Here is a 25,171-nt window from a genome sequence, read left to right as displayed (position 1 = left end):
GTGGTTCCTTAAGTAACTTCTCGGTAGCTTCTCGACACTTTCTCAATATCGTGACAGCACGGAGGAACCGGAGTCAGCTCACTACGCTTGAAGAGCATGATGATTCGGTTGCTCGGACCGGTGGAGCTGGAGCGCGCGGATCAGACGAGGCCGGTCCGGCCTCCGCAGGCCGCGCTCGCACTCACCGCGCTCGCCTGGGAGGTCGGCCGGGTCGTTCCGGTCGACACGCTGCTGACCCGTATCTGGGGCGAACGGATCCCCTCGAGGGCGCGGAACACGCTGTACACGATCATCACTCACCTCCGCCACGACGTGCTCGGCGACGACGGACACGTGCTGCGCAGGCCCGGCGGCTATCTGCTGGACGTGGACCGATCCGCCGTGGACGTGGCACGGTTACGCGACCTGGCCGAGCGGGCGGCAGCCGTACCGGACCCTGGGCCACTGCTGAGTGAGGCGCTGGCGCTGTGGCGCGGTGACCCGCTGACGGGGCTGTCGGGCGAGTGGGCCGAGCGAGCCCGTCAGCGCCTGCGGGACGAGCACAAGGAGATCGTGCTGCACTGGGCACGTACGGTGGCCACCACCGACCCGGGCGCCGCGGTGACGGCTCTGTCGCCGCTGGCGGAGGAGTATCCCCTGGACGAACTGGTGGCCGTCGCGCTGATCGAGGCGCTGCACGCATGGGGTCGCACGGCCGAGGCGCTGGCGCGCTTCGCCGATGTGCGCCGCACGCTCGCCGAAGAACTGGGCGTCGAACCCGGGCCGGCACTGCGGCGCGTTCATCACATGCTGCTGCGGCAGGGCGAGGTGACGGAGACCGGCCATCCGACCCCCGCACAGTTGCCCGTCGATCTCGCGGGCTTCGCAGGCAGGGAGGCAGAGCTGGAACGGTTGTCCGCGAGCGCCGCCGTCTGCGTGATCTCGGGACCGCCCGGTGTGGGCAAGTCCTCCCTGGCGCTGCACTGGGCCCACCTGCACCGCGGCCGCTTCCCCGACGGGCAGCTCTACGCCCACCTCGGCACCCTCGACCCTGACGATGCCTCCGCGGTCCTACCCCGCTTCCTCGGCGCGCTCGGCATCGCGGAACCTCGGGTCCCCTCCGGTGTCGAGGCGCAGATCGGGCTCTACCGGAGCATGCTGGCCACTCGCCGGGTGCTCGTCATGCTCGACGACGCCCACGGCACCGACCAGGTCGCCCCGCTCCTGGCCGCCGCGCCGGGGTGCATGACGCTGATCACCAGCCGTACCGATCTGCCCTCACTCTCGGTCACCGTGGGCGCCTCGCTCCTCCACCTGGACGTCCTCTCCGATGAGGACGCCCACCAGCTGCTCGCCGCCCGGGTCGGCGAGACGCGCCTGGCGGCCGAGCCCGAGGCCGCCAGGCTGATCATCAACAGGTGCGGCCGCCTGCCGCTGGCCCTGGCCATCGTGGCGGCGCGGATGGTACGGCGGACCGACCTGCCGCTGGCCGAGATCGCCGGCGACCTCGAACGGGCCGGAACCGATCTGGAGCCGTTCGCCGGCACCGACCCCGTGATCGACCTGCGCGGTGTTTTCGGCCGGTCCTACCGTGACCTTCCCAGGGAGGCGGCCCGCCTCTTCCGCCGCCTCGGCTGTCAGGCCGGCCCGCACCTGCCGCTGCCCGCGGTCGCGAGCCTGGCCGCGCTGCCCTTGCCGCGAGCGCGGAAACTGATCGACCACCTCGATCACGCCAACCTCGTCGAGCTGTCCGGCAGCGGGCGCCTGCGCCTGCATGACCTGTTGCGCGCCTACGCCGCCGAACAGGCTCGCGCCACCGACGGCCACACCGCACGGCGAGCCGCCACGCGCCGCCTGCTGGACTACTACCTGCACTCGGCCTGCGCAGCCAGCGCGATCTGCTACCCGCACCGCGAACGCATCAAGCCGGACCCGCCCGCCCACGGCGTCACCGTCGAGCGTTTCACCGGGCAGACGGAGGCTCTGTGCTGGTACGCAACCGAGTCCGTGGCGCTGCCCGCGCTGCAGTCGGAGGCGACCCGGGCCGGGCTGAACCGATATGCCTGGCAACTGGCCTGGGGGTTCGCCGAGTTCATGCAGCGCCGCGGCCCCTGGGAGGAGATCCTGGGCGTCCAGGCGGTGGCGCTGAAAGCCGCGGAGCAGCTCGGCGAGCGCCTGGCGCAGGCCGGCTGCCACAGCAGGCTCGCCCGCGCCTACGCCAAACTCGGCCGCGACCAAGAGGCGGTCGAGCACTTCGACCGAGCCATCGAGCTCCACCGCGACCTGGGCGAGCCCATCCTGGAGGCGCACGTGCACCTCGGTCTGACCATCCCGGTGAGCCGGGTACGGCCCGGCGAGCAACTCTCCCACGCGCTGCGCGCCCTGGAGCTCTTCGGCAAGGGCGGCAACGCCATCGGGGAGGCCCGCGCGCTGAACAACGCCGGCTGGTGGCGCGCCCAGGTGGGTGAATACGATCAGGCGCTCGCCGACTGCCGTCGTGCTCAGCGCATGCTGGCCGACCTCGGCTACGCCCAGGGCGAGGGGCATGCCTGGGACAGCATCGCCTACGTGCTGGACGCGATGGGCGAGCACGCTCAGGCGGTGGCCTGCTACGAGAGGGCAGCCGAGCTGTTCCACGAGTGCGGCGACCTCCACCCCGCCGCGGAAACGCTGGTCCGGCTCGGGGAAGCGCACACCACGGCGGGGAATCCGGCGGCGGCGCTGGATGCCTGGCGGCGGGCCGCGGAATGTTACGACGTGCTCGGGGACGCGCAGGCGCACAAGGTCCGCGCTCGCTCCGCGACGTTGCACGCTCAGTGAGAGATCATTCGAACCGCCCTTCTGACATCGATCTATACCAGGCTCAACTAAGGGGGTTTATTGTTAGGAAACTTTCCTTTATATTGGCGCTAATACCCCCCAGAAGAGGATGCACGACATGCGAAAAGTCTTCGCTCCCCTGGCGGGACTGGCCCTCGCCGCCACCTCGGTGGTCATCATGGCCTCGCCCGCCTCGGCCCACGGCTACATCTCGGACCCGCCCAGCCGGCAGGCATGGTGTGCCATGGGCAAGGTCCCCAACTGCGGTCAGATCATCTGGGAGCCGCAGAGCGTCGAGGGGCCGAAGGGTCAGCGCAACTGCAGCGCCGGTGACCCACGCTGGGCGCCACTGGACGACGACAGCAAGCCCTGGCCCGTCACCACGGTCGGCGACACGGTCAACTTCAAGTGGCTGATCGGGGCCCGGCACGCCACCAGCACATGGGACTACTACATCGGCAACGAGCGGATCGCCCAGTTCAACGACCACGGCAGGGTGCCCGGCTCCACGGTCACGCACACCGTGAGCCTGGGCGGCAGGACCGGCCGGATCAAGCTGCTCGCCATCTGGAACATCGCCGACACAGGGAACGCCTTCTACAACTGCGTCGACCTCCAGGTCGGCCCCGGCGGCCCGATCCCCACGCCCACACCCACACCAACGCCCACACCCACCCCGAGGCCGACCCCCACACCAACGCCCACGCCGACACCGCCGCCGTCGACGCCCACCGCCTGGACCGCCGGCACGTCGTACGCGACCGGAGCGCTGGTCACCTACGACGGCCGCACCTACCGCTGCCTCCAGGCGCACACCGCGCTGACCGGCTGGACGCCGCCGAACGTCCCGGCGCTCTGGCAGGCCGTATGACCCTCCTCGCGTGACCCGGTAGCTCTCGCCGAGTCACCACCCGCGGGCGTCCCGTGTCAGCGCACAGCACGGGACGCCCGCGGGCGCTTTCGGGAAGCCCATGCGCCAGATCTTCAGTGGGAGGGGTCTCGCCTCGGCACGTTATGCACGTGGACCAGGCCGAGCGGGGGCGGCGGCGGCAGCGGATCGGTGTGATCAGCGTGATCGGCGTCAAAGGACTGGAGCAGGTAGGCGACGAGCCGGCGGGAGGCGGCCGGCGCGGCTTCCGTAGAGCCGGCCGCGATGCCGCTGTTGGCCATGAAGAGGAGTATGAGGTCCGCCGGTTCGAAGTCGGCGCGTAGCCTCCCGGCCGCCTTGGCCCGCCGCGTCAACTCGGTCAGGCCGTGCTCGGCGCGTCTACGTACCCGCTCGTAGTCGATCGCGTCGGGGAAGGCCGTCAGGAACGCAGCGGCGAATCCCCGATCGGCGACCTGCATGACAGATACCTTCTCGATCACCGTACGGAAGCCCCGCCATGCGTCGGGGTCGGCGAGAGCGTCATCGACGATCTTCGAACATGCGGCGAACTGGTCGGCGAACACCTCCTTGACCAGTGACTCCCGCGTGGGAAAGCGCCGGTAGAGCGTGGCGACGCCGACCCCGGCACGGCGGGCGATCGCCGCCATCGGCACGTCGAGCCCGAGCGTGGCGAACGCCTCACGGGCGGCTTCGAGAATGCGCTCGCGGTTGTGCCGCGCGTCCGCACGCAGCCCTGCCGCTCCGGCGGGCGCGACGACGGCAGGCGGTAACCGAGAGGAATTCGCTGGCATGTTTCTCACATTAGTCTAAGTGGACGCACCTCTCCATTTATGTGATTAGCCTCCCGTAAGTGAAGCTCGCCGCCTATTCGGGTCGGCCTGCCAAGGCATGACAGGCGGCAGCAGATCAGGTGAGGAAGACGTGAGTGAGATGCGCGCGGCGCTGTACGACAGGTACGGCCCACCGGAGGTTCTGTACGAGGGAACGGTGCGGAAACCGGTCGCGAAGCCGGGTGAGGTGCTGGTGCGCGTCCATGCCACCAGCGTGAACGGAGGAGAACTCCTCGGTCGGGCGGGGAGAGTGCGGCTCGTGACGGGGCTGGTGGGGCGGGGCTTCCCGAAGCGCATCGGGATGGACTTCACCGGCGAGGTCGCCGCCCTGGGCTCTGCCGTCCCCGGTCTCATGCTCGGCGATCGGGTATGGGGAGTGATGTCACGGACCTTCGGAAGCGCCGCCGAGTTCGTGGCCGTACGTCCCCGGCAGTTGGCCCTCGCTCCGGCCGGCCTCGACCTGGTCGAGGCCGCGGCTCTGCCCGTGGGCACGACAGTGATCACGGCACTGCGGGACAAGGTCCGGCTCAAGCCGGGTGAGCGGCTGCTCGTGCGAGGTGCGAGCGGCGGAGTCGGCAATGTCGCCGTCCAGCTCGGCCGGGCCTACGGCGCGCATGTCACCGCACTCGCCCGGGCCGCGAATCTCGACTTCGTGCGGGGACTCGGCGCCGACGAAGCCTTCGATTACGCGATCACCGGTGCGGTCGACCTCGGCCCGTTCGATGTGGTTTTCGACACGGTCGGCACCGAACTCGGCACCTACCGACGGCTCCTGGCACCCGGAGGGCGCATGGTCTCCATCGCCTTCGACATCGACCACGTGGTCCCTTCACTCTCGTACATCCTCGCTTCCGCCGTCTTCGGCTCACGACGCGTACGGTTCTTCAGTGGCAGGCCGACCCATCGGCTCTTCGCCGACCTGACCGGATACGTGGAGAGCGGAGCGCTGCGGCCGGTCGTGGACTCGGTGCATCCGCTCGCCGACATCGCCGCGGCACATCGCGCACTGGAGGCGGGCGGCGTCCGCGGGAAACACGTCATCCGGATCGATCACACCTGATCAGGTGCGATGGCGGTGCAGGCGTCGCCCGGCCTCGGCGAGCGGCGCCGAGGCGCATTCCCGCCAGGCCCGCCGTCGTGTCCACCGGGACCGTGGGCGGGGGATGCCGGCCGACACAGCGCGCCGGGTCAGTCCTTGACGGCGCCCGCGATGCCGGAGACGAGCTTGCGCTGCACGGCGATGAAGAAGATGAGCACCGGGATCGTCATCAGCGTGGAGGCCGCCATGATGCCGCCCCAGTCGTTCTCGTCGGGTTTGAAGAAGACGAGGAGGGCGGCGGGAAGCGTCTGGTTGTCCTTGGCGGAGATGATGAAGGTACGGGCGAAGATGAAGTCGTTCCAGGCCGTGATGAAGGAGAACACGCTGGTGGCGACGAGACCGGGGGCCACGAGCGGGAACAGCACCCGCCACAGGATGGTCCCTCGGCCGGCGCCGTCGATCATGGCCGCCTCCTCCAGGGCCTCGGGCACGGCGGCGACGAAGCCGCGCATCATCCAGATCGCGAACGGCAGCGAGAAGGCCAGGTGCACGAGGACGAGCGCGCCGAGCGTGTTGAGCCCCACGCCCGGCACGACCGTACCGATGTCGCGGACCAGGAAGAACAGCGGGATCGTGAGGGCCTCGACGGGGACCATCTGCGCGACGAGGAACATCAGCAGGACCGTCGTACGGAACCTGAACGAGAAGCGGGTGACGGCGACGGCGGCGAGGAACGCCACCAGGGCCGACAGGACGACCACCGACAGGGCGACGATCAGGCTGTTGACGAAGTAGCGGCTGAAGTTCTCGCCGGAGAGCACCCGCTGGAAGTGTTCGAAGGTGGGTGACAGGGTCCATGGCCGCGCGTCGAGCGACTGGATCTCGCCGGCGGGTTTGAGCGCCGACAGCACCATCCAGTAGATGGGGAAGAAGGTCACGAAGGCGGCGACCACCGCGACGACGTCGGCGACCGGACGCCTCACAGCTTCTCTCCCGTCCGGTACAGCGCTCGGATGTAGAACAGAGTGATCACCAGCAGGATGAGGGTCATGACGACGCCGATGGCCGAGCCGAGGCCGTACTCCGAGGAGCCGAACGCGGTCTGGTAGGCGTAGACGTTGAGGACGGAGTTCTGGCCGGCGATGCCGCCGCCGTTGGTCATCACGTAGATCTGGGTGAAGATCTTGAAGTCCCAGATGACCGACTGGATGACCACGATGGTGATCAACGGCCGGAGCATGGGGACGATGATCCGCCAGAACGACTGCCATTCCGAGGCGCCGTCGAGGGAGGCTGCCTCGCGCACGGACGGCGGGATGGCCTGGATGCCGGCGTAGAGCACGACCATCACGAACGGGAACGAGTGCCAGACGACGGTGGCGCCGACGACCCCGAAGGTCATCCATTTGTCATAGAACCAGTTGAAGCCATCGATCCCGAGCACCTGGTTCACCAGGCCGAGATCGGCGTCGAACAGGAACATCCAGACGGTGGAGCCGGTCATCGCGGGCGCGGCCCAGGCGGCCATGGCCGCGAACGACAGCAGCAGTCTGGGCCAGCGGCCGGCTCGGGTGAGCACCACGGCGAGGGTCGCGCCCACGGCCAGGGTGGCGATCACCAGGGCGGCGGCGAAGAACACCGTCTGGGCGAGGATGGACCAGAACCTGTCGTCCTCCAGCAGCGTGAGGTAGTTGGCGAGGCCGACGAAGCTGGTCGGCTCACCCCCGCTGACCTGGGCCTGCCGATAGTCGAAGACGGACAGCAGGCCCAGCATGTAGATCGGGTAGCCGAAGAGCGGCAGCAGCACGGCCGCGGTGGGCAGCAGGTAGAGCCAGGGTGCGAAGGCCCTGCCTGGGCGCGGCCGTGCGTTCCGAACTCCGGTGGGTACGGCGACCTGGGTCATGGCCGCCCGAACGCGGCGTTCACCGCCCGAGCCGCCTCGCTGGTGGCCTCATCGAGGGTCGCCTGCTTCGTCACGATCTTCTGCAACATGGTGGGGATGATCTTCTGGTTGTCGATCTTCACCCATGCCGGGTCGATCGGCACGAACTTGGTGCCGGCGGCGACCGTGGCGAGGAACGGCAGCAGGAACTCGTCCTGGGCGGCGATGTGCTCACGGGCCGAGGTGAGCGTCGGCAGGTTGCCCATGGCCCCGTACATCTTGATCTGGTAGGTCCTGCCGGCGAGAAGCTCGACGAACTTGACGGCGAGCGAGCGGTGCTTGCTGCTCTTCATCACCCCCAGGTTGTTGCCGCCGGCGAAGGCGGGCGCGATCGAGCCGTTCTCGGACCCGGACAGCGGGACGACGGCGTACTTCCCGGCGACGGGGCCGGCGTCGACGGCCGAGCGGTTGAAGTTGCCGAGCAGGCCCATCGCGGCCTTCCCGCTGGCGAACAGCTCGACGGTCTTGCCGCCGGTCAGCGAGGCGCAGGTCTGCGGCGGGCAGTTGTCCTCGGTGAACAGGTCGGTATAGGCGCGCACGCCCTCACGCGACTCGGCCGAGTCGAGTTTCTCGATGTCGCCGCCGGCGTCCCAGATGAACGGCAGCGCCCCGAAGGTGTACTCCCCACCGACCGCCATGCCGTACATGTCGGGCTTTTCGGCTCGGATCTTGCGGGCCACGGTGGCGAGTTCCTTGATCGAGGTGGGCGGTAGGAGACCCAACTCCTCGAAGACGTCGGTGCGGTAATAGAGGGCGCGGACGCCGATGAACCACGGCACGCCGTAGAGCTTGCCGTCCACGGTCGCCGATTCGAGCAGGGTGGGGCTGATGTCGGAGCCCTCCGACCACGACGCCACGTCGGCGCTCAGGTCGGCGAAGCCCCCGGCGGCGACGTACTCCGCGAGGTCGGTGTTGCCGTACTCCGCCACGTCGGGCGCGCTGGCCGGGTCGTTGAAGGCGCCCTTGAACTTCTCGTGCCTGGCCGGGGTCGTCGGGATGTAGGTCACCTCGACCTTGACACCCGAGTTGGCGGCCGTGAATTCCTTGATCGCGTCTTGGACGACCTTCTCCTTCGGCGCCCGATTCGGCTCGTCGTACAGCCAGACCCGTAACGTGCCGGACTTCTCGTCTCCCCCCTCGGCCTGCGGGGCCGTGGACGGCGCGCACGCCGCCAGCATCAGTACGGCCAGGCCGGCGGTCGCCCAGTTAAGAATCTTCACTATTACCTCCCAATGGGGCCAAACCTTAGGAGGGTCACCACGATCTTCGGAATGACAAGAGTGACTTGTTGTGCACTGCACCACGATGTGCTGCAAGGGGTTGCGTCGCTACCGTGATTCGACGAGGTATGGAAGGCAGCCGTCACTCGCCATCCACGGGAGGAGCCGATGAACGAACCCCCCACGGCGCGCAACCAGTCGGCATCCCTGCGGCGCGCGCTCGCCATCCTGGAGCATGTCCGCGGTCATTCCGGCCAGGACCTCTCCCTCACCAGGCTGGCCGAGGCGGTCGGCATGTCCAAGAGCACCGTGTTGCGTCTCACCGTGCCGCTCGTCGAGGCGAACCTGCTGGCCAGAGACAGGAAGAGCGGGGTCTACCGGCTGGGGCTCGGTGCCCTGCGCCTCGGCCAGTCGTACCTCACCCGGCTCGACCTCAGGACCATCGCAGCCGAGGAGGCGCACCGGCTGATGTCACAGGCCAAGGAGACCGTCCACCTGGTGCTGTACGACCCGCCGCACGTCGTCTACATCGACAAGGTGGAGAACGCCACCAACGTCAGGATGGCCTCCCGGATCGGCAGCCGTGCCTCCCTCCACTGCACCGCCGTGGGAAAGGCGATCCTGGCCTGGCAGCCCGAGGAGATCGTCGAGGAGGTCGTGGCGGCCGGCCTGCCGACCGTCACCCGGTTCACGATCACCGACGCGGACGCGCTGCGCACCGAACTGGGCCAGATCAGACACCGCGGCTACGCCGTCGACGACCGCGAGAACGAGCCCGAGGTGCGCTGCGTCGGCGCACCGATCTTCAATCATCTGGAGGCCGTGACGGCCGCCGTCTCGGTCTCCGGGCTCACCTCGCGCATCACCGCCGCGCGGGTGCGCACCCTGGGTCCGCTGGTGGCCGAGACGGCCCGGCGGATCTCCAGAAAGCTCGGCTCCGCGCGCTGATCATCACCCGCAGGCCGGTGTGCTTCCGATGTGTCCGGCCGGGCCGCCGCTGCCGGCCATGAGAGACGCCCGGGTCACCGGCCGCGGGCGAACCAGGCGGCGGAGGCCGACCGGTTGAGCAGGATCAGCGCCACACCGGCCATCGCGCCGAGAACGAGCGGCACGAGCTGTGACGGCTCAAAGCTGATCTTTCCTTTGACGATCAGGTTGAGCAGCGCGATGCCGAAGAGCGCGAGCGTGAAGTATGCGGGAATGCGGATCTTCTGCGTCTGCCCCCGCCACGCCTGGATCATCCCGGCCCCGGCCATGTACCCGACCAGCAGGCACAGGGCGAGGATCACGACGGCGAGAATCCAGAAGAAGATCATGCCGTCGCCCTCCATCCTGGCCGTGACGACCAGCCAGACGAAGCCACCCGCCAGCCAGGCAGCGCACACGGGTGCCATGAGGACGACCGCGAGAACCACGCTCAGCGGCCGCCGATCGATCGGGGTGACGCCGGAATTCTGCGCATGACTCATCGTTCTCTCCCCCGGTTCTGAAGACGCTTCAGATCGCCTAGGCGGGGGATCGTATCGGAACGTTGATCCCGATCGCAGGGGATTTCGGCGACGACCGAAACCCTGTGGCACACGACGAGCCAGGCCCGTACGGCCCGGCGGAGCCGAGCGGAGGACGGCAGGATGAGACGCTCCGGTCAGCCGATGGTGGCCTTCCACCGGCCGCGCTGCAGGTGGATCACCCCATCCGGGATGATCCGGACCCGCGCGCCGTACAGGGGCAGACTGCCGTGCTGGAGCGCCAACCAGGACGGGGGGATCGGCTTCACGGACACGGTGGCGACGACCCTGTCGTACTCGCCGGGGAGAGGGCCGGTCGCGTCCACCGCGTGGATGCGCGGCTTGTACCCGATCGCGGCGAGCCGCTCGGCCGCGACGCTCGTGAGGTAGTCGTCCACGTCAACCGACGTGACCTGGCCGTCGCCGAGCCGGGCGCACAGCAGCGCGGTGCCGTACCCGGTGTCCGTGCCGACATCGAGCACCTGGTGGCCGTCGCCGATCCGGGCGTGCCGGTACATCTGCAGGAGCAGGCCGGGCAGCGGGGAGGAGGAGGTGGGCCGTCCGGCCGGGTGGTCGCCGGGTACGGCGTGGTCGGCGTGCAGGTCCCCGATGCGGGTGACGAGCGTACGGTCGGCGCAGGCGGCGTTCAGCCACGCCTCGGCGTCCTCGGGGCCGGTACGGAGCCCATAGGCCGCCCGTGTGCTGCCACCACCTGGGCACGAACCGGTGGCGCGGCGTGTCCGCGATCGGGGCGTGCCACCGTGAGCCGAGGTGGGCGACCTGGTCGGCGAGCCGTTTCGCATAGGCATGCCAGTCCATGTCCATCAGTTTGACGCCGCACCGCAGTCGCCGGTGTCGCCCTACGTAGGAGAGCAGTCCCGCTCCAGAGTGAGCGGTATGCAGCACTGACGTAGGGCGTCCTGCGTCTCGGGCAGCTTCTGTGGTATCGCGGCGCCGAAGCCTCGAACGTCGCTATGCTCATGGCTTCCCGAGACCAGGGAGGCCGATGTGACCCAGGAGATCGAGGTCAAGTACCGTGTCGGCGATCTGGGCGCGCTGGAGAATGCGCTGGCCGAACGGGGGGCGATCCTCTCAGCCCCGGCACGGCAGGATGACCAGGCGTACGCCGAAGACGGGTGGACCTACGCACAGCCCAAGATCGGCAGGACGTTTGCCCGGCTGCGCACCCAGGACGGTCGGCACCTGTTCACGGTCAAACGGCCGTTGAATAACGCGATGGCATGCCTGGAGCATGAGACCGAAGTAGCCGACAGGGAGCAGATGCACCAGGCCGTTCTCTCGATGGGCTTCTACCCGACGGTCCGCATCGTCAAGACCCGCCGCACCGGCCGACTTGACGACGTGACGATCTGCGTGGACGAAGTCGAACACGTCGGCGTGTTCGTCGAGTTCGAGCGGACTGCCCCCTCGCAGGAGGACGGCAGTGCCGTGCAGACGGAGCTGGACGCGCTCGCTCGCTCCCTCGGCGTCGCGCTGGCGCGGACCAGCGAGACCTACGACTCGCTGGTCCGTGCGGCGCCGGCCCCGGCTTAGAAGAGGGCGGCATCCGGTTCAGCCGGGTCGTGGCAGGGTAACCGCGTCCCGTCGGCTGCCAGGTCCAGGCGGACGGCCGCGTGGTCGGTCAGCCCTTGCTCGCGGGTCTCGTGCAGGTAGGCGTGGTGCGATTCACCTTCAGCGCCGAGGTGGCGATGCGGCTAGCGGCGACGGATGAAGTCCGGGCGCCGCTCGAGGCCGCCGAGCTGAGGTTCCGGGCGTTCGTCGCTCTGGTGGCGTTCGCCCGGCTGCGCCTGGGCGAGGCCGCCATGCCTCTGGTCCTCATCGCAGCCGGGTTCGACGTGGTGACAGTTCAGTGGGCGCTCGGCCACGCGAAAGCCACGGATGCACCAGGCTGCGGCAGCTCTGCTAGCCGAGACGTTGAGTTCTGCGGACTCTGTGCGGACTGGGGAGGTGTGAGGTGGTGTCTGACGTGGGGTCAACGCCGCTCCTTCACAGGTTGAAGCGGAACTCTGATCGCCATCCTGATGACCTGGGCCGGGATGCTTGCTGCGCTGGTCGCTCGGCCTTCTGGCCTCGCGGTGATCGCTTATTGCCGACGTTTCACGGTGTCCTGTGCCCCCTACGTGCCCCGCACGCAGTCACCCTGCCCTTTTGGGCGATGAGGCGTGATCAGGCGAGGCGACTTTGCAGTCCGCCTGCTGCCCCCGGGAGCTATCGGGGCAATACCGCCTCCCCCGCTGATATAACCCCTGCATGACCTACCGATTCACTGCCCGCGCCGTTGGCGGAGAAGAAGATTTCGATGAGGATTACCGCCAAGCCGGGGTGGCGGAATTCGAGGATGGCAGCGGCTTCATCCTGCTCTTCATGAGCGGAATCGAAGAGGCCGAAGAGCAGGACGCGGACCTTGCTATGGACACCCACTGCCTGGTTACGGCCGATCAGGGAACCGCTTACGGCTGCGTGCGAGAAGTCGCTGTTCTCGATGGCACGTTGCGCGTTGTACTCGCCCCGGCCGCTCTGGAAGATCTCGGCTTGGATGACCCGGTGATCGAAGCCGTGTTGGACGTCCCCGAGGCCGACGTGAACCGTATGCGTGACGTGCTCCGCCGCATACTCGCCTATGGCAGAGCAGACGCCAGACCGGCGCTTGTTGACCTGTAGAGGTCCATAACAGGGCATGTTCCGGGGTGCTCGGCTTGGCTCGGCTACAGGAGCACGCCGAATCGCGCGGCGAGATCGCGCGATTCTGGGCGCGGGCGACCTCCCGATAGCTGGATGAGGTCTCGAGCCACGTCACGGGCGGCCTTGTGCGTGCGGATCTGCCGCCATCACTATGCGTCCCTGTTGCTGCTGCAGGGCGAATCCGTCATCGTCGTGGCCGAGCGCCTGGGGCACGAGAGCGCCGACCTCGTTCTCTCGACCTACGGACACCTGATGCCGGACTCCGAGGAGCGGACTCGCCGAGCGGTAGATGACGCCTGGTCGTGTGCCCCAGATGTGCCCCACGACGAGGACTCACAGTCATGAGCAGGGCGAACAGCGCCGATTCAGACGTTGAAGCGGAATTCGACGACGTCGCCGTCGCGCATCACGTAGTCCTTGCCCTCGATCCTCGCCTTGCCGGCGGCGCGTGCCGCCGCCATGGAGCCGGCCTCCACGAGCTCCTCGAACGAGATGACCTCGGCCTTGATGAACCCGCGCTGGAAGTCGGTGTGGATGACGCCCGCAGCCTCCGGAGCCGTGGCCCCCTTGCGGATCGTCCAGGCGCGAGCCTCCTTGGGCCCCGCCGTCAGGTATGTCTGCAGGCCGAGCGTCTCGAACCCGACCCTGGCGAGCTGGGCCAGGCCCGACTCCTCCTGTCCGACCGACTGAAGCAGCTCCAGCGCCTCGTCGTCGGGCAGCTCGACCAGCTCAGACTCGATCTTGGCGTCGAGGAACACCGCCTCGGCCGGGGCGACGACCTGCGACAGCTTGGCCCGCAGCTCGGCGTCGGTCAGCTCGTCGGCGTCGAGGTTGAAGACGTACAGGAACGGCTTCGCCGTGAGGAGATGCAGCTCGCGCAGGTCAGCGAGATCGATCCCGGCGTCCTTGGCCCCCGCGTACAACGTCGTACCGGTGTCGAGCAGCTTCGCCGCCGCCTCGACGACCTCCATGAAGGCCTTCCGGTCCTTGTTGCTCTTGGCCTCCTTCTGCAGCCGCGGCAGCGCCTTCTCGATCGTCTGCAGATCGGCGAGGATCAGCTCTGTGTTGATCGTCTCGATGTCGCGCTCGGGCGCCACCCCGCCGTCGACGTGTGTGACGTCGGGATCGGAGAAGACCCGGATGACCTGGCAGATGGCGTCGGTCTCCCGGATGTTGGCGAGGAACTTGTTGCCTCGCCCCTGCCCTTCCGATGCGCCCTTGACCAGCCCGGCGATGTCCACGAACTCCACCTTGGCCGGGAGGATCCGCGCGGAACCGAAGATCTCCGCGAGCTTCTCCAGCCGCGCGTCGGGAACGCCGACGATCCCCACGTTGGGTTCGATGGTGGCGAACGGATAGTTCGCCGCCAGGGCGTTGCCGCTCTTGGTCAGGGCGTTGAAAAGCGTGGACTTGCCGACGTTGGGCAGGCCGACGATGCCGATGCTCAGGCTCACGTAGGCCGAGTTTACGGGCCGGGGCGGGTGAGCCGAACATCAGCCGAGCGGAACCGCGTCTCCCTGTTAGGTCAAGGGCACGTGGCGCGCCTCCCCCGCCACCGCTGCCTTGCCTGAAATCATGCCAAACCGTGGATGTCGTGGCTCTCTTACTGGGACTCGCCGTCGGCGTGGTCGCGGGACTCGTGATCGGCGTGCTCCTCGCGCGAGCCAGGGGCGCCCGGCAGGCGGCCGAGTCCGCGATTGGGATCGCGGAGGCGCAGGCGCGGGCGCGGGCCGCCGAGGACAAGGTCGCCTATGTGGAGAACCAGCTGTCCGAGCGGTTCCAGGCCATCTCCGCCCGCGTGCTCGACGTCAACAACCTGCGCTTCCTCGAACTCGCGGAGAACCGGCTGAACACCACGAGGGCCGAGGCCGCCGGCGATCTCGACCAGCGCAGGCAGGCCGTGGAGAACCTGGTCACGCCGCTCAGGGAGACGCTCGCCAAGGTCGAGCAGCAGCTCCGGGAGAGCGAGTCCGGCGCCCGGGCCGCCCGCGCCGAGCTGAACCAGCAGATGGAGTTCGTCCGGCGCAGCTCCGATGAGCTCAGGACGCAGACGGCCGCGCTCGTACGCGCCCTGCAGCGGCCGGAGGCACGCGGCCGCTGGGGCGAGCTCCAGCTTCGCCGGGTCGCGGAGATCGCGGGCATGGCCCGGTTCTGCGACTTCGACGAACAGGTGACCGCGGCGACCGGCGAGGGGACGATCCGCCCCGACATGGTCGTACGGCTCAGCGGCGGCAAGAACATCGTCGTCGACTCCAAGGTGTCGCTGGCCGCCTATCTGGAGGCCGCCGAGGCCGACGATCCCGGTTTCGCCGCCAAGCGTCTGGACGCGCACGCCCGTCATCTGCGTGAACACGTCGATCGGCTGGCCGCCAAGTCCTACTGGCAGGCGTTCAGTCCGACGCCCGAGTTCGTCGTGCTGTTCATCCCCGGCGAGGCGTTCCTCGCGCCGGCGCTGGAGCGCGACCCCGGGCTCCTGGAGCACGCCATGAAGCGGCGTGTCCACATCGCCACCCCGACCACCCTGATCACGATGCTGCGCACCGCCCAGTACGCCTGGCGGCAGGCCGCGATCAACGAGAACGCCAAGGCCGTCTTCGAGCTCGGCAAAGAACTGTACGAGCGGCTGGGCGGACTGGGCCGGCATGTGGAGGAGCTCGGCAAGGCGCTGTCGAAGGCCGTCGCGACCTACAACCGGACCGTTGGGTCGCTCGAAAGCCGGGTGCTGGTCAGCGCACGCAAGCTGAGCGACCTCGATCTCGTGGACCTCCCCCTTGAAGCGCCGAGCCCCGTCGAAGACGTCCCCCGACTGGTGTCGATGCCCGAGCTTGAAGGTGAAGAGGAGGTAAGTCCGCCTCCTTTCCCTCGGCACAACGGTAAATTGACGCGAGACTTGTCGTAAGGGGGCTCCATGGCAGGCGCCGATCGAACAGGGCTCAGGTTGACCGCCCGGGGAGCGATCGTCCTGCTCTTTGCGATCACACTGGTGGGTCAGGTCGTCCTGCCGAGCGGCCTCGGCTTCATCGCCGGATGTCTCGCTGCGGCTCTGCTGGTGCGGCCGCGCGACCTGCTGCCGCTCGTGGTCACCCCGCCGCTGGTCTTCTTCGTCGCGGCGCTGCTCGTCGAGGGCGTCGGCTCGCTCTTCTCGGGCTCGATCCCGCAGACGCTGAGCGTGGGGCTGTTCACCACGCTCTCGTCCGGCGCACCGTGGCTGTTCGCCGGGACCGCGTTGACCCTGGTGATCGCGTGGCGTCGTGGGCTGCCGGCCAACGTGCGCGAACTGCGCGGCGGCCTCGAACCCGCCGCCCGGCCGGACACCCGGCCGGATACGACGGACACCCCTGGCACCGCCCGTACCAGGGGTGGAGGCCGGGCGGACTCCCGACCGCGGCGCGGCCGCGCCGCGGTCTTCGACCCGGAGCCGGAGGGCTACTTCGAACCCCGTCTGTACGGCAAAGCCGCCGACGAGCGGTGACGGGGAGGCGCGGCGGCCATCCGTGTGACTATCCGGCGCGCAGATCCCGGCGCAGCTCGTGCGGAAGGGCGAAGCGCATGCTCTCCTTCACGGTCTCCACCTCGTGGACGTCGGCGAAGCCGAGCCCGGCCAGCTTCGCCAGCACCCCGTCGACCAGTTCCTCGGGGACCGATGCGCCGCTCGTGACGCCGACCGTGGTCACGCCCTCCAGCCACTCTTCGCGTACGAAGGAGGCGTCGTCGACCAGGTAGGCGGCCTCGGCTCCGTAGTCCTTCGCCACCTCGACCAGGCGCTTGGAGTTCGACGAGTTCGCCGAGCCGACCACGACGACCAGTTCGGACTCCGCCGCGATCTGCTTCACGGCGGCCTGGCGGTTGGACGTGGCGTAGCAGATGTCGTCGCTCGGGGGATCGATCAGGTTGGGGAAGCGCTCGCGCAGGCGGGCGACGGTCTCGGTGGTCTCGTCGACCGACAGCGTCGTCTGCGAGAGCCAGACGACCTTCTCCGGGTCGCGTACGGTGACACCGCTCACCCCGTCGAAGCCGTCGACGAGCTGGATGTGGTCCGGCGCCTCGCCCGCCGTGCCCTCGACCTCCTCGTGCCCGTCGTGGCCGATGAGCAGGATGTCGTAGTCCTTGGCCGCGAACCGCTTGGCCTCGTTGTGCACCTTGGTGACCAGCGGGCACGTCGCGTCGATCGTCTTGAGCCGCCTGGCCGCCGCCTCCTCGTGCACGCTCGGCGCCACGCCGTGGGCGGAGAAGACCACGATCGCGCCCTCGGGGACGGCCTCTGTCTCCTCTACGAAGATCGCGCCCTTCGCCTCCAGCGTCTTCACGACGTGGGTGTTGTGCACGATCTGCTTGCGTACGTAAATCGGCGCGCCGTACCGCTCCAGCGCCTTCTCGACGGTTTCCACCGCACGGTCCACACCGGCGCAGTAGCCACGCGGTTTGGCGACGAGTACCCGGCGGGTCGTGGGGGTCTGTGCGTCCATGTTCCTATGCTAGGTGGAACGCCAGCCGCCTCTTGACCCCAGGGAGCATCCGACACGCTCCCCGGCCAGGTCGCGTTTCGGAAATCACCCCCAGCTGCGCGTGGCCCTGACGGCGCCTCGCTCGCTCGCCACGGGCAACCGGGGGCAGCGTTTTTGAAACACTCCCCGGTCTTGGGACACTGGATAATCGAGAGCAGATCTCCCCAGGAGCCGCTATGTCCGTCCTTAAAGCCATTACGAATAAGGCCAAGGACCTACCTGTACTCGTCTTCCAGACGGCCCTTCAGGGGGCGGGAAGGGCGCTGCAGTTCGGCGACCGTGTCCGACTCACCGTCAAGCGCCTGACCGGTGGCGAGGGCCCCAACGGCGAGCAGTCCGCCGAAGCCCCGGCCACGACAGCACAGTCCACCACCACGGCACAGCCCGCGGCCGAGACGGCCGAGGCGCAGTCGAAGCGCCCTGAGCCGGTCATCTACGCGCCCCGCCCCTCGAAGACGGAGGCCGAGGCCGAGCCGAAGACCGAAGCCGAGAAGGCCAAGGAGTCCGAGAAGACCGAGGTCAAGGAGCCTGAGAAGGCCGAGAAGACCGAGGCCGAGGACGTCAAGGAGGCCGAGAAGGCCGAGAAGGCCGAGAAGGCCGAGAAGCCGGCGCAGCCTGTCGCACCGGCCGATGCCGAGGCCGGAGCGGCCGTCGAAACGCCGGCCCCGGCGGCGGAGGCCGAAGCCGCGGCACCCGAAGCCGCGGCACCCGAAGCCGCGGCATCCAAGGCCGCAGCACCCGAGGCCGAGACCGAGGCGCCGAAGCCGGTGGCCGTGGAAACCGCTGCCGAGACCACCTCAGCGGAACCCGCCGCCGCCGAAACCGCGGCTCCGGCGAAGCCGGCCCGCGCCCCGCGCAAGAAGAAGGCCGCCGAGCCGGCTGAGCAGGCCGAGCCGGCTGCCGCCGCCGAGCCGGCCGAGGCCACCAAGGCCGCCAAGGCCACGAAGCCGGCGCCCAAGCCTGCCACCAAGAAGACGGCCAAGCCCGCCAAGCCGGCGGAAACGGTGGCCGCCGCGTCCGGCGAGCCGATGCCGAACTACAGCGAGCTGACGATCCCCTCGCTGCGTGCGCGGCTCCGCGGCAAGTCGCTGGAGCAGGTGCAGGCGCTGCTCGACTACGAGCAGGCGAACCTGAACCGGCCGGAGGTGGTCCGGCTGTTCCAGAACCGCGTTTCGAAGATCCAGTCCGAGGCATGACCCGCGGGTCCTCGCGCCTGACCACCGGAATGTCGGTGTGAGTGGTTAGTGTGCGGGTGCGGTCCGGCGGAAGCGCGACGCGCACCGCCGGGCCGCACCACCACGCGAGGAGGCAACGTGAGCGCCAAGACGTCACCGGAGTCACCGCTGCCGATCCGGTCGGTCCTGCAGATGGTCGCGCAGTGGATCGGCAAGCTCGGCACCGTGTGGGTGGAGGGGCAGATCACCGAGCTGACCGCGCGTGGCGGCACGGTGTTCCTGACCCTTCGCGACCCGGTCGCCAACGTCTCGGCCAGGATCACGTGCACGCGTGCCGTCTACGAGTCGAGCGTCCCGCGCCCGGTCGACGGTGCCCGGGTCGTCATGCACGTCAAGCCGGATTTCTGGGTCAACAAGGGGTCTTTCGCCTTCACCGCCCTGGAGATCCGGCCGGTCGGCATCGGAGAACTGCTGGCCCGGCTCGAACGGCTGCGTCAGGTGCTGGCCGCCGAGGGCCTGTTCAACGTCGACCGCAAGCGGCGGCTGCCGTTCCTGCCGGGCACGGTGGGATTGATCTGCGGACGCGACTCGGCGGCCGAGCGCGACGTCCTGGAGAACTCCCGGCGGCGCTGGCCCGCCGTCCGCTTCAAGGTGGAGACCGTGGCGGTGCAGGGGCCGTACGCCGTGGGAGAGGTGACCGAGGCGCTGCGCAGGCTCGACGGTGACCACGAGGTCGACGTCATCGTGATCGCGCGAGGCGGCGGCTCCCTGGAGGATCTCCTGCCGTTCTCCGACGAGTCACTGGTGCGGGCCGTCGCGGCCTGCCGCACGCCCGTGGTCAGCGCGATCGGCCACGAGCAGGACACCCCGCTGCTCGACCTCGTGGCCGATGTGCGGGCCTCGACGCCCACCGACGCGGCCAAGAAGGTCGTCCCGGATGTGGGCGAGCAGTTGACGCTGGTCCGCCAGCTGAGGGACCGGAGCCGCCGGGTCGTCCGCGGCTGGATCGAGCGGGAGCTCTCCTGGCTCGACTCGGTCCGCTCGCGGCCCTCGCTCGCCGATCCGGTGCGCGAACTCGACCGCCGGGCCGAGCAGGTCGACGCGCTGCGCGACCGGTCCAGGCGCTGTCTGACGTCCTCGCTGGACCGCTCGGCCGACTCCCTGGAGCATCTCCGCGCCCGCCTGGTCGCGCTGTCGCCCGCCGCCACGCTGGAGCGCGGCTACGCCATCGCACAACGGCCCTCGGGCGAGGTCGTACGGCTGGCCGCCGACGTGAAGCCCGGTGACGAGCTCACGATCCGCTTCTCCGACGACCGCATCAGCGTCACCACCTCCCCGTCATGACCCCCCCACCCCCAGGGTGATCTTGTAATTACTCGCAGGCCGCCCATCTGACCTGCGGTCCACCCTCGCTGATCTTGCAGAAACTCTCTCGATCACACTCTGACCCGCACATTCACCTTCCGTGATCTTGCACTCTTCACTGCAAGATCACGAAAGACGAATGTGCAGGTGGGGGCACACCCTCGCCGGTTTTGCAAGATCACGGAGAAGATCTGCCCAGCTCACAGCGGACATGTGCGAGAATTCGCGAGATCACGGCGGAGGTTAGAGGGCGAGGCGGGTGCCGTAGTCCTCCAACCAGGCGTTGAACTGCAGGAGGCCCTCGATCGCCGACCGGGCTCCCTGGAAGCTGACCGCGCCCACGGGCTGGTCGAGCACGTTGCGGATCTTCCTCGTGTCCACCAGGGGTGCCGCGGCGAAGTCGCCGTCCGCGATCAGATCGGCCAGCTCGGTACGCAGCGCCTGCTCGTAGGCCGGGTCCTGGGTCGAGGGGTAGGGAACCTTGCGGCGCTCGACCACCGAGCGCGGCAGCACGTCCTCCACCGCGGCGCGCAGCAGGCTCTTCTCCCGCCCGTCGAAGGTCTTCATCGCCCACGGCGTGTTGAAGACGTACTGCACGAGCCGATGGTCGCAGAACGGCACCCGCACCTCGAGGCCGACGGCCATGCTCATCCGGTCCTTGCGGTCGAGCAGAATCTGTACGAACCGGGTGAGGTGCAGGTAGCCGATCTCCCGCATCCGCTTCTCCAGGCCGGTCTCGCCCGGGAGATGGGGCACCTCGGCCAGGGCCTGCTGATAGCCGTCGGCCCGGTAGGCGGGCAGGTCGATCTTGCGCAGCAGATGCTCGTCGAAGAAGCGGCCCCGCGTCGACTGCTCGGCGATGCCCGGGATGGCGAGCCAGGGAAAGGTGTCGGCGTTGACGGCGGCCGGCTCGTGGAACCACCGGTATCCGCCGAACACCTCGTCGGCGGACTCCCCCGACAGCGCCACCGTCGAGTGGCAGCGGATCGCCTTGAACAGCAGATACAGCGAGGTGTCCAGGTCGCCCAGGCCCAGCGGCAGGTCGCGGGCCCGCAGCGCGGCGGCCCGCACGTCATGGTCCATCAGGTCGGCCGAGTTCAGCACGATGTCACGATGATCTGAGCCGACGTGCCGTACGACGTCCTGGACGTACGGAGTGTCCGGGGTGTCGCGCATGTCGTCGGGCTGGAAGTTCTCCGCGTATCCGGTGAAGTCCACCGAGAACGACCGGACCCTTCCCCAGTTCTCCAGCGCGCGGGCGGCGAGCGCGGTCACCGCGCTGGAGTCGAGGCCGCCGGAGAGCAGCGTGCACAGGGGTACGTCGGAGATGAGCTGGCGGGCGATGATGTCGTCGAGCAGCTCGCGGATGGTACGGATGGTCGTGGGCAGGTCGTCGGTGTGCTCGCGGGCCTCCAGCCGCCAGTAGCGGTGCCCGCCGACGCCCTCCCTGCGCACCCGGACGATGTGACCGGGACGCACCTCGTACATGCCACGGAAGACCGCGCGCTGCGGCGTCTTCACGAAGGCCAGCAGCTCACGCAGGCCGTCGGCGTCGACGACCCGTTCGGCGAGCGGGTTGGCGAGGATGGCCTTGGGCTCCGAGCCGAACAGCACCCCCTGAGGCGTCGGGTAGTAGTAGAGCGGCTTGATGCCCATCCGATCGCGGATCAGCAGCAGCTCCTCGCGCCTGGCATCCCAGATCGCGAACGCGTACATGCCGTTGATGCGCTCGACGAGGTCCTCACCCCACTCCAGGTACGCCTCCAGCACGACCTCGGTGTCGCTCTGGGTACGGAAAGCGTGGCCGAGCCCGATGAGCTCGGTACGCAGCTCCCGGAAGTTGTAGACCTCGCCGCTGTAGGTCAACGCGGCCACGGCCTCGCCGTCCCGCTCGGCGATCATGGGCTGTCGCCCGCCCTCGATGTCGATGACGGCCAGCCGCCGGTGGCCGAACGCGGCGTGCCGGCCGAACCAGGTCCCTCCGGCGTCGGGCCCCCGGCACGCCATCGTGTCCGTCATGGCCTGCACGGTCTCCTGCTCCAACCGGAGGTCGCGTCCGTAATCGACCCAGCCGCTGATGCCACACATACCGCCGCCCCCGTCGATGTGTCGCTACATCACTACGGAACCCAGCAAACGGCCCATACATACCCAAAGCGGACATTCTTAAGGGTGGGCGCTCCACCACGAGCAGCGATACGTCGGTGGCGGCATCTATCGTGGGGGCCGTGGCCCGGCCGGGCCCGGCCGTGTCCGGTGACCCCTACAGCGGCGTCACGGTCTGGTTGAGCTCGGCGAGGGTGATGAGCCCGTCGTCCAGGGCGCGACCGACGAGTTCGCTCTTGGTCCGCGCGGGCCGTCCCACGTTGGCGTACTTCACCCGCACCCGCGAGATGTAGGTGTCGACGGTCTTGACGGTGATGTTGAGCTTCGCGGCGACGAGTTGCTTGGACGAGGACGCGAACCACGCCCGCAGCACCTCGGTTTCGCGCTGGGACAGGCGCGGCCGACCGGGGGCGTCGTCGGAGATGAGGGCCCCGGACAGCGACGGCGTGGTGTAGGGCTCGCCCCGCGCGGCCGCCCTGATGGCGGGCACCAGGTGATCGGATCCTTCGCGCTTGGTCAGGTAGGCGAGCGCGCCGAGGTCGATGCATTTGATCACGGTCACGTCGTCGGCGTGCTGGGAATACACGACCACGCGCCTGCCGCTGTCGACCAGCCGCCGCAGCTCGCCGAAGTCCGGCCGGCCCGGCACCAGCTCCAAATCGAAGATCACCACGTGCGCGTCGGCGCCCGAGTCGGTCCAGACGTCGGCCAGCCGGTCCCCTGCGTCGATGACCTCGATCGGCGGCACCGCCTGGGCGCACCAGGAGCGAACGCCGGCGGCGATCGCCGCATGATCATCCACGATCACCGCGGTTATCGGTTCATCAGCTGCCGGGTCGGCTGCCATCGGGCCTCCATCCATACCATGTCGTCCGTTTTCAACGTCTCGACCTGGACGCCGGGTGCCGCCGGGCTCGGGAGGTCCACCTCGCCGCAGTCCGCGACGACGCTGACCGACACCAGGTCCGCACTGCCCACGACGGTGACCCGCGCCCGGGAATCGGCGGTGGCGAGCGTGGTCAGCACCGCCTCGGTGAGATCGCGCCGGACGGCCAGGGGCGGGGCAGGCCACTGGCCGCGTGCGTCCAGCTCTACCGTCACGCCCTTGCGATCGGCCACATCGGCGCAGTGTCGCAGCTCGTGCAGCAGGGGGTTCTGCACAGTGTCGGCCTCGGCGAACAGCCGGCGCATCCTGGCCGCCTCGATGGCGCAGCGCCGCTGGACCGCCGGGTCCTCGGGGCGGAGTGAGCCGTCGGCGAGCCCTTTCAGCAGCGGGATCGTGGTCGCCGACAACTCGGCGAACCGCCGCTGCCGGCGGCGGTGGGACTCCGCCGCGACGGCCTCGGCGACGCGCGCCTCTTCGATCTGCCGGTGCGAGGCCGCCGCCGCCGCGCTGAGCCCGTGCAGGATCGTCGCGACCACGGCCACGCACAGCGGGAAGCCGACCACGCTCACCGAGCCCGTGGCGAACCGGGCCAGCGCCTCGCGGCTGGGCTCGTCGAACACCAGCAGGTGAACCAGGGCGGTGAACTCGTGGGCGAGCAGGAACACCGCCGAGCTTCGCAGCGGGCGGTCCAGCAGCACGACGACACCTACCCAGTTGGCGGCGCCGAAGATCCAGTCCACGGCGGTCGAGGTGCGCCCGTCCGGCAGTGTCGCGTACGACAGGGCTGACGCGGCGAGCACTACGGCGATGACCGCCAGGCGCGGCGCGCCCCACGATCGCCGCCGCACGAGCAGCACGACCTCGGCGGCGAGCACCGCGCCCAGCACCGCGAAGGCCGCCACCTGCGCGAGTGCCGGCTCGTAGACGTCCAGGCGACGCAGCATGGCGGACAACCCGAGACCGAACACGATCGCCACGGCGACGAGCAGCGTCGCGATCCGCAGGCCGCGCCGCAACTGCTCCAGGGTCCGCACCTCGACGGCGTCACTCATCCCCGGCCCGCCATTCCAGCCGTACGAGGGTGCCCTCACCCGGGGCGGAGGTGATCGTGGCCGTACCACCGACGCGGTCCATCCTGCCGCGTACGGACTCGCGCAGACCGCGCCGGGTCTCCGGCACGTCCGCGAGCGAGAACCCCTTTCCCCGGTCGGCGATGTCGAGCCGCAGCGCCCGGGCGTTCCCACTCAGCCGGACGGTCGCCCGCGCCGTGCCCGCGTGGCGGCGCACGTTCGTGAGGGCTTCCCGCGCCGCGTCGGCGATGGCCCTGGCACTGTCGAACGGGAGCACCAGCCGCGCGGGGGCATCGAACTCCACGGCCAGTTGCGTCGCGTCGAGGTCGGCGCACAGCAGATCGACGAGGTCGGTGTGCCGGGCCGTCCGCCCGCTGTCGGAACGTAGCCGGTCCAGGTCGCGGCGGGCCTGCGGAGCCAGCCAGTCCGCGTCTGAGCGCACCTGGCCGGTGCCGACCATCAGCAAAGTCGTGGCCGCCGTGTCGTGCAGTGAGTTGGCGAACTCGCGTTCCTCGGCGCGCACGGCCGCGGCCACCATCGACTCGCCGCGGACCCGGGCGGCCTCGGCCGTGATCCGGTCGGCCCGGTCAGCGGCGTGGCGGACGAGCACCCACGCCGCTCTGGACAGTCCGGCTGCCGGCACCGCCCACAGTTGCCCGCTGAGCAGGCTCGCGTCCACCTCCGCCGCTCCCGCCGCGGCGAGGACGCCCGCTGCCCCGCCCCCGGCCGCCACCGCCGCCGCGCCGCCCACCATCGGCGAGGTGTGCCACTGACACGTCACACAGGCGAAGGTGATCAGCAGCCGCAGCCATCCGGTGTTGCGGTCCTCGATGGCGTCGGTCCAGAACACGCTCGCGGACAACCCCAGCAGGACGACCACGTCCAGCGCGACCGGCAGCGCGCCCCGGCCCGAGCTGAGCCACCACACGTAGCAGCAGGTCCAGGCCGCCGCCGCACCGGCCACGGACACGGTGGCCGCCAGGTGCTCAGGAGGTGCCCGGAACAGGGCGATCGCGCAGATCGGAACCAGGGTCGCCAGGCGCACGGCGGCCGCGTACCGGCGGCCGAACCGCACCAGCAGCCGCGCCGCCTGCCCAGCCACTCGTCACCTCGCTCGGCCCGCCCGTCTCGCGA

At 69.3% G+C, this 25,171-nt stretch carries 23 protein-coding genes; 11 read left to right on the top strand and 12 right to left on the bottom strand.

What is annotated here, in order from left to right; all coding sequences use genetic code 11:
• Positions 1-96 precede the first annotated feature (96 nt).
• Positions 97-2,799, top strand: a complete 2,703-nt coding sequence (locus AP234_RS16955) for a BTAD domain-containing putative transcriptional regulator (protein WP_083502182.1) — start codon at positions 97-99, stop codon at positions 2,797-2,799.
• Positions 2,800-2,917: 118 nt separating this feature from the next.
• A complete protein-coding gene (locus AP234_RS16950; RefSeq protein ID WP_083502181.1) occupies positions 2,918-3,670 on the top strand; it encodes a lytic polysaccharide monooxygenase in 753 nt (250 codons plus the stop codon).
• Positions 3,671-3,783: 113 nt separating this feature from the next.
• On the opposite strand, the gene AP234_RS16945 is transcribed toward AP234_RS16950, so the two are convergent.
• Positions 3,784-4,479, bottom strand: coding sequence for a TetR/AcrR family transcriptional regulator (locus tag AP234_RS16945; protein ID WP_055480620.1), 696 nt, complete (start codon positions 4,477-4,479; stop codon positions 3,784-3,786).
• A gap of 139 nt (positions 4,480-4,618) precedes the next feature.
• Between AP234_RS16945 and AP234_RS16940 the strand changes: the two genes are divergently transcribed.
• Positions 4,619-5,578 (top strand): NAD(P)-dependent alcohol dehydrogenase, encoded by a 960-nt coding sequence (locus AP234_RS16940; RefSeq protein WP_055480619.1) that lies wholly within the window; start codon positions 4,619-4,621, stop codon positions 5,576-5,578.
• 128 nt (positions 5,579-5,706) lie between these two features.
• Here the strand turns inward: AP234_RS16940 and AP234_RS16935 are convergent, their stop codons facing one another.
• Genes AP234_RS16935 through AP234_RS16925 form a run of 3 tightly spaced genes read right to left on the bottom strand, consistent with a single transcriptional unit; the run spans position 5,707 to position 8,719 of the window.
• A complete protein-coding gene (locus AP234_RS16935) occupies positions 5,707-6,540 on the bottom strand; it encodes a carbohydrate ABC transporter permease (protein WP_055480618.1) in 834 nt (277 codons plus the stop codon).
• Positions 6,537-7,460 (bottom strand): carbohydrate ABC transporter permease, encoded by a 924-nt coding sequence (locus AP234_RS16930; RefSeq protein WP_055480617.1) that lies wholly within the window; start codon positions 7,458-7,460, stop codon positions 6,537-6,539. The genes AP234_RS16935 and AP234_RS16930 overlap by 4 nt, the downstream gene beginning before the upstream one ends.
• On the bottom strand, positions 7,457-8,719 hold the full coding sequence (locus tag AP234_RS16925; protein WP_055480616.1) for an extracellular solute-binding protein: 1,263 nt from the start codon (positions 8,717-8,719) through the stop codon (positions 7,457-7,459). Before AP234_RS16925 ends, AP234_RS16930 begins: the two co-directional genes overlap by 4 nt.
• A 168-nt stretch (positions 8,720-8,887) precedes the next feature.
• On the opposite strand from AP234_RS16925, the gene AP234_RS16920 reads away from it, so the two are divergent.
• Entirely contained in the window at positions 8,888-9,667 is a 780-nt protein-coding gene (locus AP234_RS16920) for an IclR family transcriptional regulator (protein ID WP_055480615.1), read from the top strand.
• A 74-nt stretch (positions 9,668-9,741) separates the two neighbouring features.
• On the opposite strand, the gene AP234_RS16915 is transcribed toward AP234_RS16920, so the two are convergent.
• Both AP234_RS16915 and AP234_RS16910 read right to left on the bottom strand, forming a co-directional pair.
• Positions 9,742-10,188 (bottom strand): hypothetical protein, encoded by a 447-nt coding sequence (locus AP234_RS16915; protein WP_055480614.1) that lies wholly within the window; start codon positions 10,186-10,188, stop codon positions 9,742-9,744.
• A gap of 176 nt (positions 10,189-10,364) precedes the next feature.
• A complete protein-coding gene (locus tag AP234_RS16910; protein ID WP_200926552.1) occupies positions 10,365-11,036 on the bottom strand; it encodes a hypothetical protein in 672 nt (223 codons plus the stop codon).
• Between the two features lie 199 nt (positions 11,037-11,235).
• Between AP234_RS16910 and cyaB the strand changes: the two genes are divergently transcribed.
• The 3 genes from cyaB to AP234_RS16895 all read left to right on the top strand — a co-directional run bounded on the left by cyaB (position 11,236) and on the right by AP234_RS16895 (position 12,909).
• Entirely contained in the window at positions 11,236-11,781 is a 546-nt protein-coding gene (gene cyaB / locus AP234_RS16905) for a class IV adenylate cyclase (RefSeq protein ID WP_055480612.1), read from the top strand.
• An 80-nt stretch (positions 11,782-11,861) separates the two neighbouring features.
• Positions 11,862-12,245: a hypothetical protein gene (locus tag AP234_RS16900; protein ID WP_055480611.1), complete on the top strand. Its 384-nt coding sequence runs from the start codon at positions 11,862-11,864 to the stop codon at positions 12,243-12,245.
• A 253-nt stretch (positions 12,246-12,498) separates the two neighbouring features.
• Positions 12,499-12,909 carry an Imm10 family immunity protein gene (locus AP234_RS16895; RefSeq protein WP_055480610.1) on the top strand — a complete coding sequence of 137 codons (411 nt, stop codon included), beginning with the start codon at positions 12,499-12,501 and terminating at the stop codon, positions 12,907-12,909.
• A gap of 386 nt (positions 12,910-13,295) precedes the next feature.
• On the opposite strand, the gene ychF is transcribed toward AP234_RS16895, so the two are convergent.
• Positions 13,296-14,384: a redox-regulated ATPase YchF gene (ychF, locus tag AP234_RS16885; protein ID WP_055480608.1), complete on the bottom strand. Its 1,089-nt coding sequence runs from the start codon at positions 14,382-14,384 to the stop codon at positions 13,296-13,298.
• Between the two features lie 131 nt (positions 14,385-14,515).
• Between ychF and AP234_RS16880 the strand changes: the two genes are divergently transcribed.
• Complete coding sequence (locus tag AP234_RS16880) at positions 14,516-15,829, top strand: DNA recombination protein RmuC (RefSeq protein ID WP_083502180.1); 1,314 nt, start codon at positions 14,516-14,518, stop codon at positions 15,827-15,829.
• Between the two features lie 9 nt (positions 15,830-15,838).
• Positions 15,839-16,402 carry a DUF6542 domain-containing protein gene (locus tag AP234_RS34315; RefSeq protein ID WP_063842964.1) on the top strand — a complete coding sequence of 188 codons (564 nt, stop codon included), beginning with the start codon at positions 15,839-15,841 and terminating at the stop codon, positions 16,400-16,402.
• Positions 16,403-16,430: 28 nt separating this feature from the next.
• On the opposite strand, the gene AP234_RS16870 is transcribed toward AP234_RS34315, so the two are convergent.
• Entirely contained in the window at positions 16,431-17,396 is a 966-nt protein-coding gene (locus tag AP234_RS16870) for a 4-hydroxy-3-methylbut-2-enyl diphosphate reductase (protein WP_055480607.1), read from the bottom strand.
• Between the two features lie 215 nt (positions 17,397-17,611).
• Between AP234_RS16870 and AP234_RS16865 the strand changes: the two genes are divergently transcribed.
• A complete protein-coding gene (locus AP234_RS16865) occupies positions 17,612-18,631 on the top strand; it encodes a hypothetical protein (RefSeq protein ID WP_055480606.1) in 1,020 nt (339 codons plus the stop codon).
• Between the two features lie 117 nt (positions 18,632-18,748).
• Positions 18,749-19,954 (top strand): exodeoxyribonuclease VII large subunit, encoded by a 1,206-nt coding sequence (gene xseA / locus AP234_RS16860; protein WP_083502179.1) that lies wholly within the window; start codon positions 18,749-18,751, stop codon positions 19,952-19,954.
• Positions 19,955-20,218: 264 nt separating this feature from the next.
• Here the strand turns inward: xseA and asnB are convergent, their stop codons facing one another.
• The 4 genes from asnB to AP234_RS16840 form a co-directional block, all read right to left on the bottom strand.
• Positions 20,219-22,063, bottom strand: coding sequence for an asparagine synthase (glutamine-hydrolyzing) (gene asnB, locus AP234_RS16855; RefSeq protein WP_055480605.1), 1,845 nt, complete (start codon positions 22,061-22,063; stop codon positions 20,219-20,221).
• A gap of 175 nt (positions 22,064-22,238) precedes the next feature.
• The gene (locus AP234_RS16850; RefSeq protein ID WP_055480604.1) at positions 22,239-22,928 is read right to left on the bottom strand and encodes a response regulator; all 690 of its coding nucleotides are present in this window, start codon (positions 22,926-22,928) and stop codon (positions 22,239-22,241) included.
• Entirely contained in the window at positions 22,895-24,019 is a 1,125-nt protein-coding gene (locus tag AP234_RS16845; RefSeq protein ID WP_055480603.1) for a hypothetical protein, read from the bottom strand. Before AP234_RS16845 ends, AP234_RS16850 begins: the two co-directional genes overlap by 34 nt.
• Positions 24,012-25,139: a sensor histidine kinase gene (locus AP234_RS16840; protein WP_055480602.1), complete on the bottom strand. Its 1,128-nt coding sequence runs from the start codon at positions 25,137-25,139 to the stop codon at positions 24,012-24,014. The genes AP234_RS16845 and AP234_RS16840 overlap by 8 nt, the downstream gene beginning before the upstream one ends.
• Positions 25,140-25,171 lie beyond the last annotated feature (32 nt).

The sequence above is a fragment of the Sphaerimonospora mesophila genome, from assembly GCF_001417795.1.
Taxonomy (GTDB): Bacteria; Actinomycetota; Actinomycetes; order Streptosporangiales; family Streptosporangiaceae; genus Sphaerimonospora; species Sphaerimonospora mesophila.
The sequence above is the reverse complement of the archived record's forward strand: the minus strand, read 5'-3'. Positions and strand labels throughout refer to the sequence as shown.

Coding starts and splice junctions, on each gene's coding strand:
- AP234_RS16955 (WP_083502182.1), top strand. CDS start 97: ATGATGATTCGGTTGCTCGGACCGGTGGAGCTGGAGCGCGCGGATCAG.
- AP234_RS16950 (WP_083502181.1), top strand. CDS start 2,918: ATGCGAAAAGTCTTCGCTCCCCTGGCGGGACTGGCCCTCGCCGCCACC.
- AP234_RS16945 (WP_055480620.1), bottom strand. CDS start 4,479: ATGCCAGCGAATTCCTCTCGGTTACCGCCTGCCGTCGTCGCGCCCGCC.
- AP234_RS16940 (WP_055480619.1), top strand. CDS start 4,619: ATGCGCGCGGCGCTGTACGACAGGTACGGCCCACCGGAGGTTCTGTAC.
- AP234_RS16930 (WP_055480617.1), bottom strand. CDS start 7,460: ATGACCCAGGTCGCCGTACCCACCGGAGTTCGGAACGCACGGCCGCGC.
- AP234_RS16920 (WP_055480615.1), top strand. CDS start 8,888: ATGAACGAACCCCCCACGGCGCGCAACCAGTCGGCATCCCTGCGGCGC.
- AP234_RS16915 (WP_055480614.1), bottom strand. CDS start 10,188: ATGAGTCATGCGCAGAATTCCGGCGTCACCCCGATCGATCGGCGGCCG.
- AP234_RS16910 (WP_200926552.1), bottom strand. CDS start 11,036: ATGCCTATGCGAAACGGCTCGCCGACCAGGTCGCCCACCTCGGCTCAC.
- AP234_RS16895 (WP_055480610.1), top strand. CDS start 12,499: ATGACCTACCGATTCACTGCCCGCGCCGTTGGCGGAGAAGAAGATTTC.
- AP234_RS34315 (WP_063842964.1), top strand. CDS start 15,839: ATGGCAGGCGCCGATCGAACAGGGCTCAGGTTGACCGCCCGGGGAGCG.
- AP234_RS16870 (WP_055480607.1), bottom strand. CDS start 17,396: ATGGACGCACAGACCCCCACGACCCGCCGGGTACTCGTCGCCAAACCG.
- AP234_RS16865 (WP_055480606.1), top strand. CDS start 17,612: ATGTCCGTCCTTAAAGCCATTACGAATAAGGCCAAGGACCTACCTGTA.
- asnB (WP_055480605.1), bottom strand. CDS start 22,063: ATGTGTGGCATCAGCGGCTGGGTCGATTACGGACGCGACCTCCGGTTG.
- AP234_RS16850 (WP_055480604.1), bottom strand. CDS start 22,928: ATGGCAGCCGACCCGGCAGCTGATGAACCGATAACCGCGGTGATCGTG.
- AP234_RS16845 (WP_055480603.1), bottom strand. CDS start 24,019: ATGAGTGACGCCGTCGAGGTGCGGACCCTGGAGCAGTTGCGGCGCGGC.